The following is a 16,898-nucleotide window of genomic DNA, read 5'->3' on the forward strand; positions in this document are numbered from 1 at the left end:
ATGCCGTCATAAAAGCCGATGGCTTCGCGCTTTTTCGCTGTGGCTAATTTGCCAGACTCTCTCTATGATGGATTTTTTCCCGGGTGATTATCGGGAGCGATCAATGACTTAGGGAAGTACCCTCGCGATGACCTTGTTAAATGACCTCGATTTACGTCAGCTGGAAGCTTTCTCGGCCGTAATTTCTGCGGGCAGCGTCACTGCAGCGGCCAAAGCGCTTAACCGCTCACAGCCTGCCGTTTCCCGCCTGATTCAGGAATTAGAGCAGTCGTTGGGTTACCCGCTGTTTATTCGCAACGGTCCGCGCATTCATCCGTCAGAAGAGGCGTTGCAGCTGCATCAGTATGTGCAAAAAGCGCTGCTGTCATTGCAACAGATTCGCTTACGCGCGCAGGAGATCGCGCATCAGCAGCATCGCCCACTCAGCATTGCTGCGACGCCCGCGCTGGCTGCCGGTTTGTTGCCGCAGGCGCTGGCCGCGCTGAATCTGCAAAACAAAGTGCAAATCATCAGTGAATCCGCCGTACAGACAGCGCATGCGGTGATCACCGCAGAGGCTGACATCGGGTTATGCAGCTTGCCGCTGGAGCATCACGCGGTCGAGTTGCACTGGATTGGGCAGTCGCAGTGCGTGGTTGCGCTGCCGGAGGACGATGAACTGGCGGCGAACAGTGAGCTATCGCTGAGCCAGCTGGCAGGCCGCCGTTTAATTGCACCCTGGAGTCCGCAGCGCTTACGTGGACGCTATGAAAAAGCGCTGAAAAAGGTCAAAGCGCCGCTGCTGGAAACCATCGAGACCAACTCATCGGCGAATATTCTGGGCTGCGTGCGGGCCGGATTAGGCGTGGCGATCCTCGAACCGGTTACGGGCTGGGGGATGCCGCTGGCCGGTGTAGCGATCCGCCCGATTCAGGAAGACATACCTTACTTTTTTGGCGTTATCACCCCCCAGGGCCGACAGATCTCCAGCGCCGTGCAGGCGCTGGTGGACGCGCTGGCGGAGGCCGCCGCGCAACTGTTGCCCGGGTTTGAACGTCTGACAGCCAGTGAACATCCGCGAATTATGCGCATCATCAACCAGGAGTGATACCGGCTTGCAGGTCACCGTCACTCTGCAGGGAGATGCCCGCCCGTCTCGATGAATTCTGTGAGCCTGGCATTAAGGCCCGACCGGCCCCGCCGCGGTAAAAACCTTCATTTTCAATACTTATAACCTATCCGGCATAAGATATAAGAAATCCATTGGTTAAACCCTGAGCACAATTCTTGACTCCGATCCGGGGCAGGAGGATTATGCGAAAACTTAGCTCTTACTATGCGTTTTGATGATTGTTAGCCGCCTATTATGTTTATAAGGGATAATTAAAAGGGCACGGTCACTGGCGCATTTAACCGTTTTCGCTCACTCTCAGGCGATCGCTGACACCAGGGAAATTGCTCTATGACGTATGCCGCCAAAGGTCTTGCAGCACTTGAAGCTCAGCTTCAGCAGGATCTGGAATTTCTGGAACTGCCTGCTAAATCGTGGGTACCGGAACACACCTTCCAGACTGCGCCTGTGCGCGACGTAGTGGTGATTGGTGCGGGCATGTGCGGTCTGGCAACGCTGGCGAAATTACAGCTCACCGGCATCAGCAATGTCGTGGCCTATGACGCTGCACCTGCAGGGCTGGAAGGGCCGTGGATTACCTTTGCGCGCATGGAAACGCTGCGCTCGCCGAAATCGCTGCACGGCCCGGCACTGGGTCTCGCACAACTGACCTTCCGTGCGTGGTTCACCGCGCAGTGGGGCAATGAAGCATGGCAGGCGCTGGACAAGATCCCGAAAGCGCAGTGGATGGATTACCTGATCTGGTATCGCCGGGTGCTGAATCTGCCGGTGCAGAACAACGTGCGCGTCAGCAATATCGCGCAGGCCGGAGATTTCATTGCGCTGGATCTGGACGGTGCCGAAACCGGACGCGTTTACACACGTCGTCTGGTGCTGGCCACCGGACGTTCAGGACTCGGCGGTTTTGCCGTACCGGATTTCGTGCAAGGCATTGACCGCCAGTTCTGGGCGCACTCCGCCGATGACATCGATTTTGCAGCATTGCAGGGCAAACGCGTTGCAGTAATTGGCGCAGGGGCCTCGTCGATGGATAACGCGGCGACCGCACTGGAGCAGGGCGCGAGCGCAGTGGATCTGCTGATTCGTCGTAAAGAGATGCCGCGAATTAACAAGATGACCGGCATTGGCAGCCAGGGCGTGGTGCACGGCATGCATCAGTTGCCGGATGCGTGGAAATGGAAATTTGTCGATTACACCGCCGCGACACAAACCCCGCCGCCACGTTCCTCAACCCTGCGCGTGTCACGTCATGATAATGCGCGTTTCTTCCTCGACTGCGGCATTAATGCCGTTAAGCAGGAAGCAGATGGCCTGCTGATCGAAACCACCCAGGGCGCACTGCGCTATGACTTCCTGATCGCCGCCACCGGCTTTACCAACGATTTCCATGGCCGCCCGGAGTTTGCTGCCATCGCGCCGCATATCCGTAGCTGGGCCGACGGTCGCTATCAGCCAGAGATGGGGCCTGCGCGTCACAGCCTGCTGGAAGCGCCGGATCTCGGCCCTTCGTTTGAGTTTCGCGAATTAACGCCAGGTGCCTGCCCGATGCTGGCACACATCCACTGCTTTAACGATGCTGCGATGCTGACGCACGGCAAAGTCTCCGGCGACATTCCGGCAGTGAGCGCAGGTGCCGATCGTCTGGTGCGCGGCATTGCTGCCTCGCTGTTTGCCGAAGATGTCGATCAGCACTTCGCCAGCTTACAAGCTTTTGACACCCCTGAATTGCAGGGCGATGAATGGGTGGATTCAACCCCGCTACTAAAACAGGAGAACACGCTGTGAGCGACGCTATTGATCAGGCCGCCGGATTAACACCAGATGAGGCGTTGTATCAGACACGTCGCCTGCGTCCCGAATTTGTGGAAGGCGCAGAAGCGTGCCGTCTGTCCGTGCTGACACCGGAAGATGAACAGGGTTTACCTGCGGATCTGCGCCTGGCGCTGGCCCGGCGTATGGCGGTGATGAATGACGACGTGCCGCTGCAGCGTGATTATCAGGCACAACTGGCGGCGTTACATCCGTCAGAAGCGCTACTCGCGCTCGCTGCGGGTGACGTTGTGCATGAAGAGCCGCTGGCTACGCTTGCACGCCACACCGACCTGGTGACACAGCAACCGATTCAGGCGACCGAACAGCATATTCGTCTGCTGGAACAGGCCGGATTAACCAATCCGCAGATTGTTGCGCTCTCTGAACTGATCGCCTTTGTTAACTTCCAGACGCGCGTTGCGGCTGGCTTACGTCTGATGAGGTCCGCATGATTCCGTCGGTTAATCTCAAGCCACTGCACTGGCATCCCTACATCACGCCAGTGGATGTTGACCAGGCGACACCGGCGCAGCTTGATGCGATGAAAGTGACGCCGTCCAACAAGAAAATCTCAGAGTACGTCCGCACGCTGGTCCACGATCCGGAGAGCTATACCGCACGCACCGGATTGTTCAACGCCATTATGTACGTTGAAGGTGGCCTGGACCGTGCGGATCGTGAGCTGGGCGCACTCGGTGCTTCAATCGTTAATGGCTGCCGCTACTGTGCGGTGGTGCATGCGCGCCGTCATGTTCAACTGGCCGACAGCGACGCCGTGGTCAGTGCCATCTATTTTGATCGGGCGGATGTATTAGGGGAACGCGACGCGGCCATCTATCACTTTGCGCGCCGTTTGTCCGTCACGCCGTCGGAGGCCAGGCCGGACGATGTCGCCGCGCTGCGCGCCGTTGGGATGAACGATCAGGAAATTATCGACCTGATTCATGCTATCGCCATTTTTGGCTGGGCCAACCGTCTGATGCATGTGCTCGGCCATGCTGACCTGAACAAATAAGGGCTGCACCGGATGTTAGAACTCAACAATATTACGCTCGCTTACGGCAGCAACCCGATTCTGAAAGGCGTCGATCTGTCAGTAAAGCGCGGCGATGTGGTATCGATTATCGGGCCAAGTGGTACCGGCAAAACCACGTTACTGCGCTGCATTAACTATCTGGCGAAGCCGTCAGCGGGGACGATTCAGCTGGATCAGATTCGCATGGACTATCAGTCCCCCGACAAAGCGGCGATTCAGGCAATCCGTCTGCGCACCGCGATGGTATTTCAGCAGTTCAACGTGTTTAAGAACATGACGGTGCTGGAAAACGTGATGGATCCGCTAATCGTTATCCAGCGTAAAACTAAGCAGCAGGCGCGCGACATCGCCGTGCAGGAGCTGGAGCGTGTAGGCTTGGGGGCAAAACGCGATCACTATCCGTCGCAGCTCTCTGGCGGCCAGTTACAGCGTACCGGTATCGCCCGTGCTCTGGCGGTCAAGCCGGATGTGATGCTGTTTGATGAACCGACCTCATCGCTCGATCCCGAGCTGGTGGGTGAAGTGCTTAAAGTGATTAAAGATGTGGCGTCATCCGGCATTACCTCGCTGCTGGTGACGCACGAAATGCAGTTCGCGAAAAGCATTTCGAATCGCATCGTGTTTATGGATCAGGGTGTGGTCGCGGCGCAGGGAACGCCTGCAGAGATGTTTGATAACCCGGCGCTGCCACGCCTTGCCCAGTTCCTCAACTCAGAAAAAGTATTCTAATAAATAAAGGAATCAGTGACATGCCTGCAATCAAAACTACATTACGTCGCCTGGCCGCGCCTGGCATCATCGCGCTGGCCCTGATCAGCGGCAACAGCTTTGCTGACGCCGTACGCACGATCAAAATCGCCACCGCAGCAGAATCGAAACCGCTGTCATGGGGCGCAATCGGCCATGAGCCGGAGGGCTACGAGCCGGATGTGCTGAAAGCCATCAATGCGAAGCTGCCACAGTATAAATTTGTGATGGAAGGCGCGGCGGACATCGCTCAGGAAACCGGTCTGGTGACCGGCAAGTACGACATGGCGACGGGCGGCTACTATAAAGCGCCTGCGCGCAGCAAACAGTTCCTGATCCCGGATGCACCGATGGGTGCCAGCCTGATGAAGATTTACAGCCGCAGCGACAGCAATATCAATGGCATGAAAGACCTGGTCGGCAAAAATATCGTGCCGGTAACCGCAGGCGGTGGCGTGTATAAGTTTGTCACCCAGTGGCAGCAGGAGAACCCGACTGACAAAATCACCATTAAAGCCTCCAGCGCTGGCGTACCTTACCCGGATCGTCTGAAAGAAGTGCAGAACGGTAAATATGACGCGCTGATCCTGCCTTCAAATCTGGGCGAGCAGACGGTGATCGACAACCAGAAGCTGGCGATCAAAGCCAGTGAGCCAGTGGCGATTAACAACACCTATGTGCTGATCCACCGCTCTGCCGAGAACCAGGCACTGAATGATGACATCGCCAAAACCCTCAAAGAGCTTAAGGCGGACGGTACGCTGGATAAGCTGGCGCAGAAGTGGTTTGGCGAAGACGTTACGAAGTACATGAAGTAACAGATTCACTGCGCCCGGCGCTGAACCGGGCGCATGCTGTCCTTTTTAGCAGGAGTGTTTCACCGTGAATCTATCCTCCATGATTCCAGAACTGCTGTCGGCGCTGCCTCTGACGCTCGGCATCATGTTTGTGGCGATGATTGTCGGGTTCTTTCTGGCGCTCATCGCGACGTTGTTTCGCGTGCGCCGTATTCCCGTGATCAGCCAGCTGGCCGATCTCTACGTTTCCTATGCGCGCAGCGTGCCCGTGGTGCTGCAGCTGTTTGTTGCCTTTTACGGTATGCCACTGATTACCGATAACTTTGGCTTCAGCGACTTCTTCACGGCCAACGTGGCGGCGATGATTGGTCTGAGCCTGTATCACGGCGGTTATCTGTCTGAAGTGATGCGCCCGGCGTACCTGGCGGTTGAGCGGGGTCAGCACGACGCCACCGACAGCCTTGGCTACAGCTTCCGCCAGAAAATGCTGCGCGTTATCGGCCCACAGGCGGTGCACTTTGCGCTACCGGGTTACGGCAATGCCATTATCTATCTGATTCATAACGTGGCGCTGGTGATGTATATCGGGGCCGCAGATGTGATGGCGACCGCGCACCTGATCATGGAGCGCGATTACAACCAGTATCAGTTTGGCACCTATCTGGTGCTGGCCGTGCTCTATTCACTGCTGTGCGGTGTGGCGTGGCTGGTTATCCGCTTCTTTGAACAACGTCATGCGAAGTACAGCTCTAAGTCTGCACCGCGCGTGAAGTTCACCACCAGCGTCTGATGAGGAGAGAAAACCATGTTTGATGCTGAGGTTTTGCTGCCGGACTTCTGGAGCATTCTGGATGCCGTGCCGGTGACGCTGTTGATGGCGGTAACGGTGTTTATCTGTTCGACACTGTTGGGCGGGCTGTTTGCGTTTATTGAGCATCGCCGCATTCTGGTGCTGCGCCAGCTGGTGATCACCTACAAAATCACCTTTAAAGGCGTGCCGATGGTGGTGGTGATTTTCCTCGCCTATTACGGCCTGCCACCGGCGCTGCACTTTGTTGCTACGCTGATTGGCGTTGAGGTTAATGCCCATTCACTCCCGAACTGGGTGATCATTATTGTCGCGCTGAGCGCCTGTGTCGCAGCATTCCAGGCTGAAGTGTGGAAAGGGGCGCTGAACTCGTTCGACAGCGGTCAATCGGATGCCGCCCTGTCACTCGGCTACAGCGGGGGGCAGCTGTTTCGTCGTGTCATGTTCCCGCAGATTATTGTGGCGGCGATTCCCGATCTGGCGAATGCCTTTATGGTGATCATGAAAGCCCTGTCGCTGGCGTTTGCCATTGAAGTGGTGGATATCTTTGCTCAGGCACAATTAACGGCGGCACTGAACTTCTACTATCTCGAAGCCTTCCTGATTGCGGTGGTGTTCTACATGGTGATTGCTTACGTGGTCACTAAGATTGCCGACAGGATTGAGGCTGCGCTGCGCGTGCGCACCTGAATAATCAGCATGTTGTCATAAATGGGCCGTTCCATGTGACTTTTGCCGATCGATTCAGGATCAGCTGAACGATCCAGTAGCTCTATAAGAAGCCGGCAACGTTCTGTTGCCGGTTTTTTTATGCCGCTCAATCAGGCTCCTGAGTGACCCAGGAATATTAGCCTGCGCGTTGTTACAGACGATGGACTTATTACAGATGACCGATGACAAATTCAGGCTCATAAAAAACAGGGAAATTCACCGATCTGGCAATAAAACAGACTTTGTGAATTTCATGATGAATAGCCATCGCTGAGTCGGGATCACTACCCGCTGCTAAGGTGATTTCAGGTCTCAGAATTGCCGAAACAAAGCGACCCGCGCCGCCTGGTAAAATTTCACCTGTCGCTATCGGTGAATCTTCATATTTCAGAACCGTGATCCCGGCATCTGACGCAAGATGCAGATACCAGAGCATGTGACAGGCAGAAAGAGAGGAGATCAGGAGGTCTTCTGGATTCATTTTACTGGCATCGCCACCCAGTAACGGATCATTGGAGCAGTGGATAATGTCTTTGCCGGTTATAGCGATGTCCCATGTCCTTGCATAGGCCTTATAGCCCGATGTGCCCGTACCCAAATTACCGGTCCAGGAGATACGCGATGTATAATGATGTTCCATGTTCCGCCTCTCTTATTGATGATAAAAATGGACTCTCTGGATGAGGTGTTTCAGGAAAGCGAGTCAGTTCACACCTGTAAGCCAGGTTCACTTAATGCATGACTGTGTTGCTGACGTCAGCGATAACGCAGCGCTGCAATGACTTCCGCCAGCGCCGGTGCCTGCTGATGTCGGCTGGCATAATAAAGATGATATCCCGGAAACTGCGGCCACCAGGCTTCAAGCACCGGAATAAGCTTACCCGATGTAATATGCGGCTGTGCCAGATCCAGCGGGATATAAGCAAATCCCAGACCGTCCAGGGCCGCCTGCATCATAAGATAGGTGTTGTTAAAAACGGTCTGTCCCGTCACCCGCACCGTTATCGGTTTCCCTTCCTGTTCAAAATCCCAGGCATAGAGCCCTCCGTGTGTAGGAAGCCTCAGGTTGATGCACTGATGTGCCGTTAAATCAGTGGGCACCGCAGGCAGGTTTTTTCCCCGCAGGTAGTCCGGTGAAGCCACCACAGCCATGTAAAAGTCCGGGCCAATCCTCACGGCGATCATGTCTTTATCGACGATATCCCCCAGCCGGACGCCGGCATCAAACTGCTGCGCCACAATATCCGTCAGCGAATAATCGACACTCAGTTCTATCTGGATGTCCGGAAAGCGTTTCAGCAAAGGCTGTAGCCGGGGCCAGAGGATGGAGTCGATAGCGTGATCGTGCGCGGTGATGCGCACGGTTCCTGCCGGCTTCTCACTCAGGGCGCGCAGAGCCACCAGCTCGCTGTCGAGTGTGCTCAGCATTGGCTGGAGGGTGCTAAACAGGCGTACCCCAGCCTGTGTAAGCGACACGCTGCGCGTGGTGCGCGTCAGCAGTCTGACGCCCAGCCGTGCTTCCAGCGCCGTTATAGCATGACTCAGGCCGGAGCGTGACATGCCAAGCTGAGCGGCCGCACGGGTAAAGTTTTTCTCCCGCGCCACGATCGTGAAAGCGCGAAGGTCGTTCAGATTTTCAGCTGTCATTGTTGCATACCATGCACATAAGCATTCAGATTTACCTATCTTATCAACCAATCCAGCCAGGCCTACACTAAAAAAGTGCCGGGTGTGATGTCCGCATCCGGCTTTTCTCGTTCTGAAAAACGGAGCCTGCATGAAGAGACTTGCCGTTGCTGCAGTGTCCCTGGCACTGTCTGTTTCAGTCACCTACGCAAAGGAGATCATCCCGATGATTACGATTATGCAAAGCGGAGCAAAACCCTCCGTCAAAGGTTCGTCAGACTATTTCACCGGAACGGTTCGTATCGATTCACCCTTTCAGGGCACTGAGCCTGCGCGTATCGGCGGGGCTACCGTGACGTTCGAGCCTTCTGCCCGCACGGCCTGGCATACGCATCCGCTGGGTCAGACGCTGATCGTGACGGCTGGCGCTGGCCTGGTGCAGGAGTGGGGTGGTCCGGTGCGTGAAATCCGGCCCGGCGACGTGGTGTGGATACCGACCGGCGTTAAGCACTGGCATGGGGCAGCACCGGAGACGGCCATGACCCATATTGCCATCGCCGAAGCCCAGGACGGCAAGGTCGTTGACTGGATGGAGCAGGTCACGGATGAGCAGTATGCCTCAGCTGACAGGTCATGAACGTAATCTGATGAAGCGGGGCCTCTGCTTCGTTGTCATGCTGTGTGCCGCGCTGGCTTTGCCGTTCAGCGCTGCCACTGCTTCCCTTCCTGACGCACCGAAAAGGACCGACATGATGTCTGAAACACAGGAACAGCTTCTTACCGCACAGCATAAAAACATGGCTGTTATTGCGACCCGTGCCGCAGAGGGTAATCTGCCCGGGCTGAACAACGCTCTGCAGCAGGGACTGGATGCCGGGCTGAGCATCAGTGACTGCCGTGAAATTCTGGTTCAGCTTTATGCTTATGCCGGTTTTCCCCGTAGCCTGAACGCGCTGGGCGAGCTGATGAAGGTCATCGATTCACGCAGAGCACAGGGCATTCAGGACGACGAAGGCCGGCTGCCCGGTCCGTTGCCAAAGCCAGAGGAGATGCTGGCAGCGGGCACCAAAAACCAGACCGCGCTGGTCGGAAAGCCGGTCAGCGGGCCCCTGTTCGGGTTTGCCCCGGCTGCAGACGAGTATCTGAAGACGCATCTTTTCGGCGATATTTTCAGTCGCGACAACCTGGACTGGAAAAGCCGCGAGCTGGCTACCACAGGGATGCTGGCCGCCATGCCTGGCACCGAGCCGCAGCTGAAAGCACACCTGAATATGAGCATGAATGTGGGCGTGACGCAGTCTCAGCTTGCGGAGCTGGTGGCGTTCTTTATGGAGAATGACGAACAGGCCAGCGCTGACCGGCTGCAGGCAGCTCTCGACTCAGTTCTCGCCGGTTAAATACTTCTGTGTTCCGGACATTTTTCCTGTCCGGATCCCCGGCCGGAAAGACATTACGATGCATTGAGCGTATTACTGGCGGCATTACGCAGCGTGGTAATGTCCCTTTTCGGAGAGACACCAAACATTCTTGTATATTCGCGGCTGAACTGGGAGGGGCTTTCATAGCCGACGGTAAAGGCTGCGGTTGCCACATCCCGGTGTTCGTTCAGCATCAGACGCCGGGCTTCATTGAGCCGCAGCCATTTCTGATAACGCAGCGGACTCATGCCAGCCAGTTGCCTGAAATGATGATGGAAAGAGGGCGTGCTCATCTGAACCCGGCTGGCAAGTTCCTCAACCCGCAGAGAGGACGCAAAGTTCACCTTGAGCCAGTCAATGGCTTTGCCGATCCGGTAGCCGTGCCCGTCCACCGCTGCAATCTGCCGGAGGCGATCGAACTTAATCAGGAATGTCAGCTAATACGCTGACTCTGCTCACGGCGATACTTATGATAATCCTCATCGCACTCGGCTGAGCAAAAAGCCGTTTCGGCTACGACAGCTTCATCTTTGCACCAGACGCATAAGCCGTTGGGACTGGTAAGTTTGGTCTTACGGGCTGCCAGCGAGGCGGCAAGATGCGCTTCTTCGCGTTCCTAAGCCAGATCAACATCATCCATAAATTTCCAGAGCCTCATTGAATTTCAAAGATCAAAACACAAACCGTTATGTACAGAGAAAGCGTCTGTGTAAACGAATACGTAATTATACAGAAAATCAGGCTAATACTTAATCACAGCGCTATATTTCCATAGTCTGACACTCAGTTTCAGAATTATCAGGAAATAGTGTGCCTGAGCCTACCATTTCTTCCTTGCTCCCTTTGGAGCAGATATTAATAGTATCTATTAAGCCGACTGGCTCGACTGAATTAATGTGCCAGAGATGACTGTCAAAGCTCTCAGCCATTTATTTGCATGTTTAATGACTGATTCCGGATTATTAAATGCTGTGTAACTATGCAAATACCCTGAAACAGTCGCTTTAACATCGTGTCAGAGCCAACGTTATGATTTATAAATTTCAGCGTCAGGTGGCGTTTGTCTATATAACACCTTGCGCTGACCTGTTTTACACTTTTCATGATTCGGCATTGAACCCACAGCACTACTTTAAAAGTGTAAGAATTAATGCTTAGTACATGATCTTCACCTGATTTTAACTACAGTTGATATCACTCTGATTACATCACAATGGTGTACGATGCCGACATCTTTAACCTCCACGCTTTATGCACGCCTGCGGCTACTGCTCTCCATCACTGCCGGACTGATATGCTATTTTCTGCTCTCCGATCAACCGGGGCAGATGCAGCGGTTACTGATAAGCTGGAATGTTTGGGCCTGGCTCTATCTTTGTATTCTCTGGTTTCGCATGCTGCGTACCGATGCGACGGGCATCAGGCGCATTGCTCAACAGCAGGATCAGAGTGCTGCACTGGTGCTGGGCATTGTGATCGTGGCCTGTATCGTCAGCATAGTGGCCATACTAAGTGAACTTCCCACGCTTAAAGGTCTCACCGGCACGCCGAGACTGCTGCACTTGTTGCTGACGGCAATGACGCTGATTGCATCCTGGGCCATGTTACCCAGCGCTTTTGCGATGCATTATGCCCATCAGCACTATCTTTACCGGGATAACAGCGTGAGTCCGCTGATCTTTCCGGATAAAACGAAAAATCCTGGCTACTGGGATTTTCTCTACTTTTCATTCACCATCGCGGTTGCCTCGCAGACGGCAGACGTCGCCACCGGAACAACAGAAATGCGCAAGCTGGCGTTATTGCAGTCTGTTATCTCATTTATTTTTAACCTGGCTATTCTGGGTTTATCGGTCAATGTCGGCGCCAGTTTGCTTAATTAGGCTGTTTACATCAATCGACAGCGGGCAACGTTTACCCGGCATGAGCTTCTGCAATAATCTGGTCACCTGTCGTGATAATAACAATGTGTAATAAGGTGTTATCTGCCTCTTCACCTGTTACCTGCTGCCGTGTAAGTTCCGGGGAGTATTACGCTATTGTCCCCCAAATCCGATAAGGAGAAATAGAGTGAAAACCACCGCCATGATCACTACCAGCCTGTTAATGCTGATGAGCAGTGTTCACGCTAAAGGTCTGACGACATCAGCAGAGGGTAACAAGCTTACCGTCAGCTTTGGTCAGCCCACCATCAAACAAGTGCTGCACTACCGCAAAATGTATGACAAAAAGCCATTTCCGGATGCGGAGATTTATTACTACGATAACGGCACCTATAAGATCATTTCTCAGGGTGAAAACCATTACGGCGTTTATGTCATGCAGGGCAGGTTTGATGATGAAACCTTCACCGTACGCTTTATCTCACTGCCTTCATCCGACTGGGGCAATAAAACGGCCTTTCACCAGTTAACCTTTATCAGAAATGAAAAGCAGAACGTTTTTATTCAGAACGCGATTGTGGATACCGGCGAGGCCATCGCGCAGCAGAATGGCACCTATACGCAGGAAAAAAACAGCGTAACCAATCCGGTTTCTACACGCTGGGAAAAAAAATAAGTTTTGCTTAGCAGGTCTGACACGCTTCCTGCTTTGACCGGCTGCAGCCGGGCCGGTCACTGTTGTTCTCAAAAGATGCACAGCCGCAGTGTAATGCCTTATCCTTTTCCTCTCAGCCAGATGCCCCTGATGCGCCATTCCGGTTGTGTTTAAGGGCCGGGAAGTACACTACCGGTAATCAGTCTGTGAGTCATATCGCCAGCTTTTTACTGATACTAAACTCCATTCTTTCTGAATTTTGTCAGGTCCCGAGGCGTAAATATGGACAGAGCGTTGCCCCTGCTGGATGCGCAGGATATTACTTTTTCAGTCGGGGATCGCCAGTTACTGCGACCGGTGTCATTGCAGTTAAATCAGGGCGAATATGTGTTACTGACCGGTCCATCCGGCAGCGGAAAAAGCACGCTTCTGAAGATTCTTGCTTCACTGATTAGCGCAACTACAGGCCAAATCTTCTTCAGGAACAGTGACATCACCACGCTAAAAGTGGAGACCTATCGTCAGCAGGTGTCGTACTGTTTTCAGACGCCACAACTGTTTGGTCAGACGGTTTATGACAATCTTGCGCTGCCCTGGCAGATTCGACGTCAGAAGCCGCAGCGGGACAAACTCGTTGCTGCGCTGGAAAGCGTTAATCTTTCTCCTGACATGCTGGATAAACCGGTTGAACAACTTTCAGGCGGAGAAAAGCAGCGTGTCGGACTGCTCCGCAATCTGCAGTTTATGCCTGACGTACTGTTACTGGATGAAGTGACCAGTGCCCTTGATGAAGAGAACAGGCTGGCCGTACTTTCACTGATTAACCGGATTGCAGCTGAAGAAAAGGTGGCGGTGGTGCGGATCAGTCATGATGTCAGCGATATTCAGCAGGCCGGGCATGTGCTGCGCCTCGAGCCGCCACAAAAGGAAAATACGCTTGAATCAGCATAATATCAGTGACACCTCGCTGTTGCTGTCGCTGACGCTGGTCGTCATAGCGCTGCTTATCAGCCAGAAAGAAAAACTGGGCATGGGCAAAGATATTGTCTGGAGTGTTTGTCGGGCGATTGTTCAGCTGGTCATCGTCGGCTTTGTGCTGAAGTCGATTTTCGATATCAATAACAGCTGGCTGACGGTCCTGATGGTGCTGTTTATCTGCGTGAATGCCGCGATCAACGCCCGCAAACGTGGCCGGAATATTGATAACTCCTTTGCGATAGCGTTTACCTCAATCTTCAGCGGCACCGTTATCACGCTGACGATTCTGGTACTGAGCGGCGCGATAGCGTTTGTGCCCATGCAGGTCATTCCCATCTCAGGCATGATCGCCGGGAATGCCATGGTTGCGGTAGGGCTCTGTTTCAGCAACCTGAATCAGCGCTTCAGCGACAACCACCAGAAAATTATGGAGATGCTGAGCCTGGGTGCATCGGTGAAGCTTGCCTCAGGTAGGATTATTGCCGATAGCATTCGCACCGCGATGATCCCGACAGTGGATGCAGCTAAAACCGTCGGGCTGGTCAGTCTGCCCGGTATGATGTCCGGACTGATTTTCGCCGGAATCGATCCGCTAAAGGCAATTAAGTATCAGATTATGGTGACCTTTATGCTGATAGGCACCGCCAGCCTGTCAACTATCATTGCAGTCTGGTTATCCTATCGACGGTTTTATAATGCCAGGGCGCAGCTGAAGATGTCGGGTGCAAAGCCGGACTGATAGTGCTGATGGCTGTGGTAAATTCGGATGCTCCCTGATAACGAATCTCTGTTTATTCAAAGCCATGTTATGTTCTGAATCGTTCCACAACATGAGGAGAGCGAAATGATTGTCAGAACATGGCACGGATGCGTACCGCTAAGGCATGCAGAAGGCTTTGCAATTCACCTGCAAAAGACCGGTGTAGAGCATTCAGAAGGGACACCAGGTAATCTGGGAGCCTGTGTGCGCAGGGAAATCCAGGGTGAATGGGAGCATTTTTTTCTTGCTACATACTGGGAAGACTTAGCGGCAATCAAAGCCTTTGCAGGCGAACAGTATCAGACTGCCGTGATATATCCGGATGATGAGCAGTTTGAACTGTTATCGGATCCCTACGTTTTTCAGCATCACGTGCAGAAAGTAACTCCTTTGTAGTTATTTCCCTGCCGCCGCCCGGCGGCAGTTTGTGTCTGATTCAGAACATTTCCTCAGAAGACTTATTGGCCTGAAATAAGGCGAAAACAACATCTTTCAATTGTAGATTGATCGATCTACAATCGGTCATCAGCATAGGAGAGTCTTATGAAATCATCTGCAGGCAGACCCAGAGAGTTTGATCCAGACGTGTTCCTCAACACGGCACTTAACTGCTTCTGGCAGAATGGCTATCAGGCCACATCCATGGCTGATCTGATGAAAGCTTCAGGACTGGCCAGTGCCAGCATCTATAAACTTTACCCGGATAAGCGCGCTATCTATCTAGCAGCTTTACAGCGCTATATAGATGAGGGCACTTTAAGAACAAAAAAAAGAACCGCAGAAATGTCGCCAGAAGCCGCCTTGCGAGAGACGCTTGAATTTGCTGCTCAGTTATCATCTGCGCCTGCCGGAGAGAAAGGTTGTTTTACAATTGCCGCAGCCAGTGAGCTTTTGCCTGGTGACGAAGAGGTTAAAGCCAAAGTTTCTGCAAAATTTAAAAACATAATCAACGAGTTAGAGTGCATATTACTCAGAGGCCAGCAACAACACGTTTTTCGCCGGGATGAAGAAGCGAGAGTAGTAGCAAAAAGCCTTTTCATGATGATTGAGGGTATGCGGATATATGGAAAGATTCAGCCAGAAATTGAAGATATCCGAAGAAGTAATGATTTTATTATCAGAACACTACTTTTAAGCGCCAATACTGGCGCAGCTAAGGCATCATCATGATCGCGACCGGCACTATTGTCCGGCGGAGAAAAAGAAGAAAAAAAATGATTGTGCTGGAATGCTCAGACAATATGATTCTATGTGGTTGGGTCGATAAAGGACGGTTCTTTAAAAGAAGCTTCCCGCTTTCTGAACTTGAGATATGCGTCCCTTATTCAAATTTCTGGTCATTAACTTAAAAGTGGCACAATGACTAATATCCAGGATGACAGTTGGCGTTAATTGTGCCTGAGCAGTTTTTAACGCAGCGAGCTTTCCAGATTATGGGGTGCCCAGGTTAAAGAAAGCAGTCATCTTTCGTAATTTTACTGTATCAGCCCAGTCAGAGGCATTAACACAGGTCAAAAATCAACCCCTTGTTAAATATCGAAATATTCACTAAACATCTTAGATGCTCATCACGATAAAAGGTGTAAGTATATCAATTATAATGCGTCTGAAATTTTCAAATTGGATTATTGTTCGAATTCTGGCGATTGCCGGACAACACCCTGTCCGGCAATCAGCTAATTTACATCAGCACCAAAGCTCAGCTTAATTCTGCGCCGGCTGGGCCTGCTGATTTTTTTCCGCCTCTTTCTGTTTTTTCTTCGCCATATGATGACCGACTGCGCAACCCGCCGCGGCACCGGCAACACCATGATGATGAGCAACATGACCTGCCACACCGCCGACTGCGGCGCCTTTCAGACATCCTTCGGCGTTAGCCTGTAAATTCACAGACAAAAACAGACCGGTAGCCATAACAATAACTGATAATTTTTTCATCTTTTTTATATCCTGATAGTCAGAGTTGCAGGTTGAACTTCGCTGAGCATAGCCAGGCATAAGGGTGTTTCACTCGTCAGGATACAGGAATCACGAAGTTAGTTACCTGTCGTTACGCTTTTCACAAAATAAACGAAATGGGTGCTGTATTTTTAATCAGGAACACGGCATCCCGTCTGTCACCCGAAAAGACTGACGCGGAGTGCTCTGCAGAGAAACTCGCTTTATCTGCCTGAAACGTGAAATGGTAGCCTATGTTGATATGCCTCAAATGCCTGACCTCAGTGTGACCGCTATTCACTGGCGGGCAGGGGTTACATGCTGATTATTAAACGACAGGTAAACAACTTTGCAGATTTATTATTTAAACAGTCTTCGTTTAATCTGCGAGTATATTCTGGTATCTGCCTTTCTCTTAATAAATTCTTAATCTAGTTAGGTTGTAACTGGCTGACTAAGTTCAGTAAAAAATAAAACAAATAAAGCTTGATCCCAAATGAGAAAAGTTGCTTATATGTGACTACCCGGATAAGCAGCAAAAGCACCTGTTTATTCAATATTCTTACGTCGATATATAAACAAAACCTAAATGAATAATTTTGATCAAATATCTTTAGT

Annotated in this window: 19 protein-coding genes and 1 pseudogene; 16 read left to right on the forward strand and 4 right to left on the reverse strand. The window is 52.4% G+C overall.

The window, feature by feature from the left end; translation table 11 throughout:
- The first annotated feature begins 127 nt into the window (after nucleotides 1-127).
- From AC6I8C_RS19795 to AC6I8C_RS19830, 8 genes are all read left to right on the forward strand, one after another.
- Entirely contained in the window at nucleotides 128-1,087 is a 960-nt protein-coding gene (locus AC6I8C_RS19795; protein WP_419963273.1) for a LysR family transcriptional regulator, read from the forward strand.
- A gap of 354 nt (nucleotides 1,088-1,441) precedes the next feature.
- The gene (locus AC6I8C_RS19800; protein WP_497823526.1) at nucleotides 1,442-2,896 is read left to right on the forward strand and encodes an NAD(P)-binding domain-containing protein; all 1,455 of its coding nucleotides are present in this window, start codon (nucleotides 1,442-1,444) and stop codon (nucleotides 2,894-2,896) included.
- Nucleotides 2,893-3,375 (forward strand): CMD domain-containing protein, encoded by a 483-nt coding sequence (locus AC6I8C_RS19805; RefSeq protein WP_497823527.1) that lies wholly within the window; start codon nucleotides 2,893-2,895, stop codon nucleotides 3,373-3,375. The genes AC6I8C_RS19800 and AC6I8C_RS19805 overlap by 4 nt, the downstream gene beginning before the upstream one ends.
- A complete protein-coding gene (locus AC6I8C_RS19810; RefSeq protein WP_497823528.1) occupies nucleotides 3,372-3,938 on the forward strand; it encodes a peroxidase-related enzyme in 567 nt (188 codons plus the stop codon). Before AC6I8C_RS19805 ends, AC6I8C_RS19810 begins: the two co-directional genes overlap by 4 nt.
- 12 nt (nucleotides 3,939-3,950) lie before the next feature.
- Nucleotides 3,951-4,688, forward strand: a complete 738-nt coding sequence (locus AC6I8C_RS19815) for an amino acid ABC transporter ATP-binding protein (protein WP_497823529.1) — start codon at nucleotides 3,951-3,953, stop codon at nucleotides 4,686-4,688.
- Nucleotides 4,689-4,708: 20 nt separating this feature from the next.
- Nucleotides 4,709-5,524 carry a transporter substrate-binding domain-containing protein gene (locus AC6I8C_RS19820; protein ID WP_033784750.1) on the forward strand — a complete coding sequence of 272 codons (816 nt, stop codon included), beginning with the start codon at nucleotides 4,709-4,711 and terminating at the stop codon, nucleotides 5,522-5,524.
- Between the two features lie 64 nt (nucleotides 5,525-5,588).
- The gene (locus AC6I8C_RS19825) at nucleotides 5,589-6,293 is read left to right on the forward strand and encodes an amino acid ABC transporter permease (RefSeq protein ID WP_110332196.1); all 705 of its coding nucleotides are present in this window, start codon (nucleotides 5,589-5,591) and stop codon (nucleotides 6,291-6,293) included.
- Nucleotides 6,294-6,308: 15 nt separating this feature from the next.
- A complete protein-coding gene (locus AC6I8C_RS19830) occupies nucleotides 6,309-7,001 on the forward strand; it encodes an amino acid ABC transporter permease (protein WP_497823530.1) in 693 nt (230 codons plus the stop codon).
- Between the two features lie 190 nt (nucleotides 7,002-7,191).
- Here the strand turns inward: AC6I8C_RS19830 and AC6I8C_RS19835 are convergent, their stop codons facing one another.
- Together AC6I8C_RS19835 and AC6I8C_RS19840 are read right to left on the reverse strand one after the other, a co-directional pair.
- Nucleotides 7,192-7,662: an OsmC family protein gene (locus AC6I8C_RS19835; protein WP_497823531.1), complete on the reverse strand. Its 471-nt coding sequence runs from the start codon at nucleotides 7,660-7,662 to the stop codon at nucleotides 7,192-7,194.
- A 116-nt stretch (nucleotides 7,663-7,778) separates the two neighbouring features.
- Nucleotides 7,779-8,669, reverse strand: coding sequence for a LysR family transcriptional regulator (locus AC6I8C_RS19840; protein WP_497823532.1), 891 nt, complete (start codon nucleotides 8,667-8,669; stop codon nucleotides 7,779-7,781).
- 130 nt (nucleotides 8,670-8,799) lie between these two features.
- Between AC6I8C_RS19840 and AC6I8C_RS19845 the strand changes: the two genes are divergently transcribed.
- Nucleotides 8,800-9,285, forward strand: a complete 486-nt coding sequence (locus tag AC6I8C_RS19845; protein ID WP_497823533.1) for a (R)-mandelonitrile lyase — start codon at nucleotides 8,800-8,802, stop codon at nucleotides 9,283-9,285.
- A complete protein-coding gene (locus AC6I8C_RS19850; RefSeq protein ID WP_497823534.1) occupies nucleotides 9,254-10,045 on the forward strand; it encodes a carboxymuconolactone decarboxylase family protein in 792 nt (263 codons plus the stop codon). The genes AC6I8C_RS19845 and AC6I8C_RS19850 overlap by 32 nt, the downstream gene beginning before the upstream one ends.
- A gap of 53 nt (nucleotides 10,046-10,098) precedes the next feature.
- On the opposite strand, the pseudogene AC6I8C_RS19855 reads toward AC6I8C_RS19850, so the two are convergent.
- Nucleotides 10,099-10,482 (reverse strand): annotated as a pseudogene (locus AC6I8C_RS19855) (helix-turn-helix domain-containing protein); the annotation flags it as partial.
- Nucleotides 10,483-11,289: 807 nt separating this feature from the next.
- Here AC6I8C_RS19855 and AC6I8C_RS19860 point away from each other — a divergent pair.
- The 6 genes from AC6I8C_RS19860 to AC6I8C_RS19885 all read left to right on the forward strand — a co-directional run bounded on the left by AC6I8C_RS19860 (nucleotide 11,290) and on the right by AC6I8C_RS19885 (nucleotide 15,512).
- The gene (locus tag AC6I8C_RS19860; protein WP_497823535.1) at nucleotides 11,290-11,949 is read left to right on the forward strand and encodes a DUF1345 domain-containing protein; all 660 of its coding nucleotides are present in this window, start codon (nucleotides 11,290-11,292) and stop codon (nucleotides 11,947-11,949) included.
- A 202-nt stretch (nucleotides 11,950-12,151) separates the two neighbouring features.
- Nucleotides 12,152-12,625, forward strand: a complete 474-nt coding sequence (locus AC6I8C_RS19865) for a hypothetical protein (protein ID WP_497823757.1) — start codon at nucleotides 12,152-12,154, stop codon at nucleotides 12,623-12,625.
- 261 nt (nucleotides 12,626-12,886) lie between these two features.
- Nucleotides 12,887-13,555: an iron efflux ABC transporter ATP-binding subunit FetA gene (gene fetA, locus AC6I8C_RS19870; RefSeq protein ID WP_497823536.1), complete on the forward strand. Its 669-nt coding sequence runs from the start codon at nucleotides 12,887-12,889 to the stop codon at nucleotides 13,553-13,555.
- A complete protein-coding gene (fetB, locus tag AC6I8C_RS19875) occupies nucleotides 13,542-14,321 on the forward strand; it encodes an iron efflux ABC transporter permease subunit FetB (RefSeq protein ID WP_497823537.1) in 780 nt (259 codons plus the stop codon). The genes fetA and fetB overlap by 14 nt, the downstream gene beginning before the upstream one ends.
- A gap of 105 nt (nucleotides 14,322-14,426) precedes the next feature.
- Nucleotides 14,427-14,738 (forward strand): hypothetical protein, encoded by a 312-nt coding sequence (locus tag AC6I8C_RS19880; RefSeq protein WP_497823538.1) that lies wholly within the window; start codon nucleotides 14,427-14,429, stop codon nucleotides 14,736-14,738.
- A 147-nt stretch (nucleotides 14,739-14,885) separates the two neighbouring features.
- Nucleotides 14,886-15,512 carry a TetR/AcrR family transcriptional regulator gene (locus AC6I8C_RS19885; RefSeq protein ID WP_497823539.1) on the forward strand — a complete coding sequence of 209 codons (627 nt, stop codon included), beginning with the start codon at nucleotides 14,886-14,888 and terminating at the stop codon, nucleotides 15,510-15,512.
- Nucleotides 15,513-16,046: 534 nt separating this feature from the next.
- Here AC6I8C_RS19885 and AC6I8C_RS19890 read toward each other — a convergent pair.
- Complete coding sequence (locus AC6I8C_RS19890) at nucleotides 16,047-16,280, reverse strand: hypothetical protein (RefSeq protein ID WP_033735179.1); 234 nt, start codon at nucleotides 16,278-16,280, stop codon at nucleotides 16,047-16,049.
- Between the last annotated feature and the right edge of the window lie 618 nt (nucleotides 16,281-16,898).

Source organism: Pantoea sp. X-Soil-YNGN-844, from assembly GCF_059730595.1.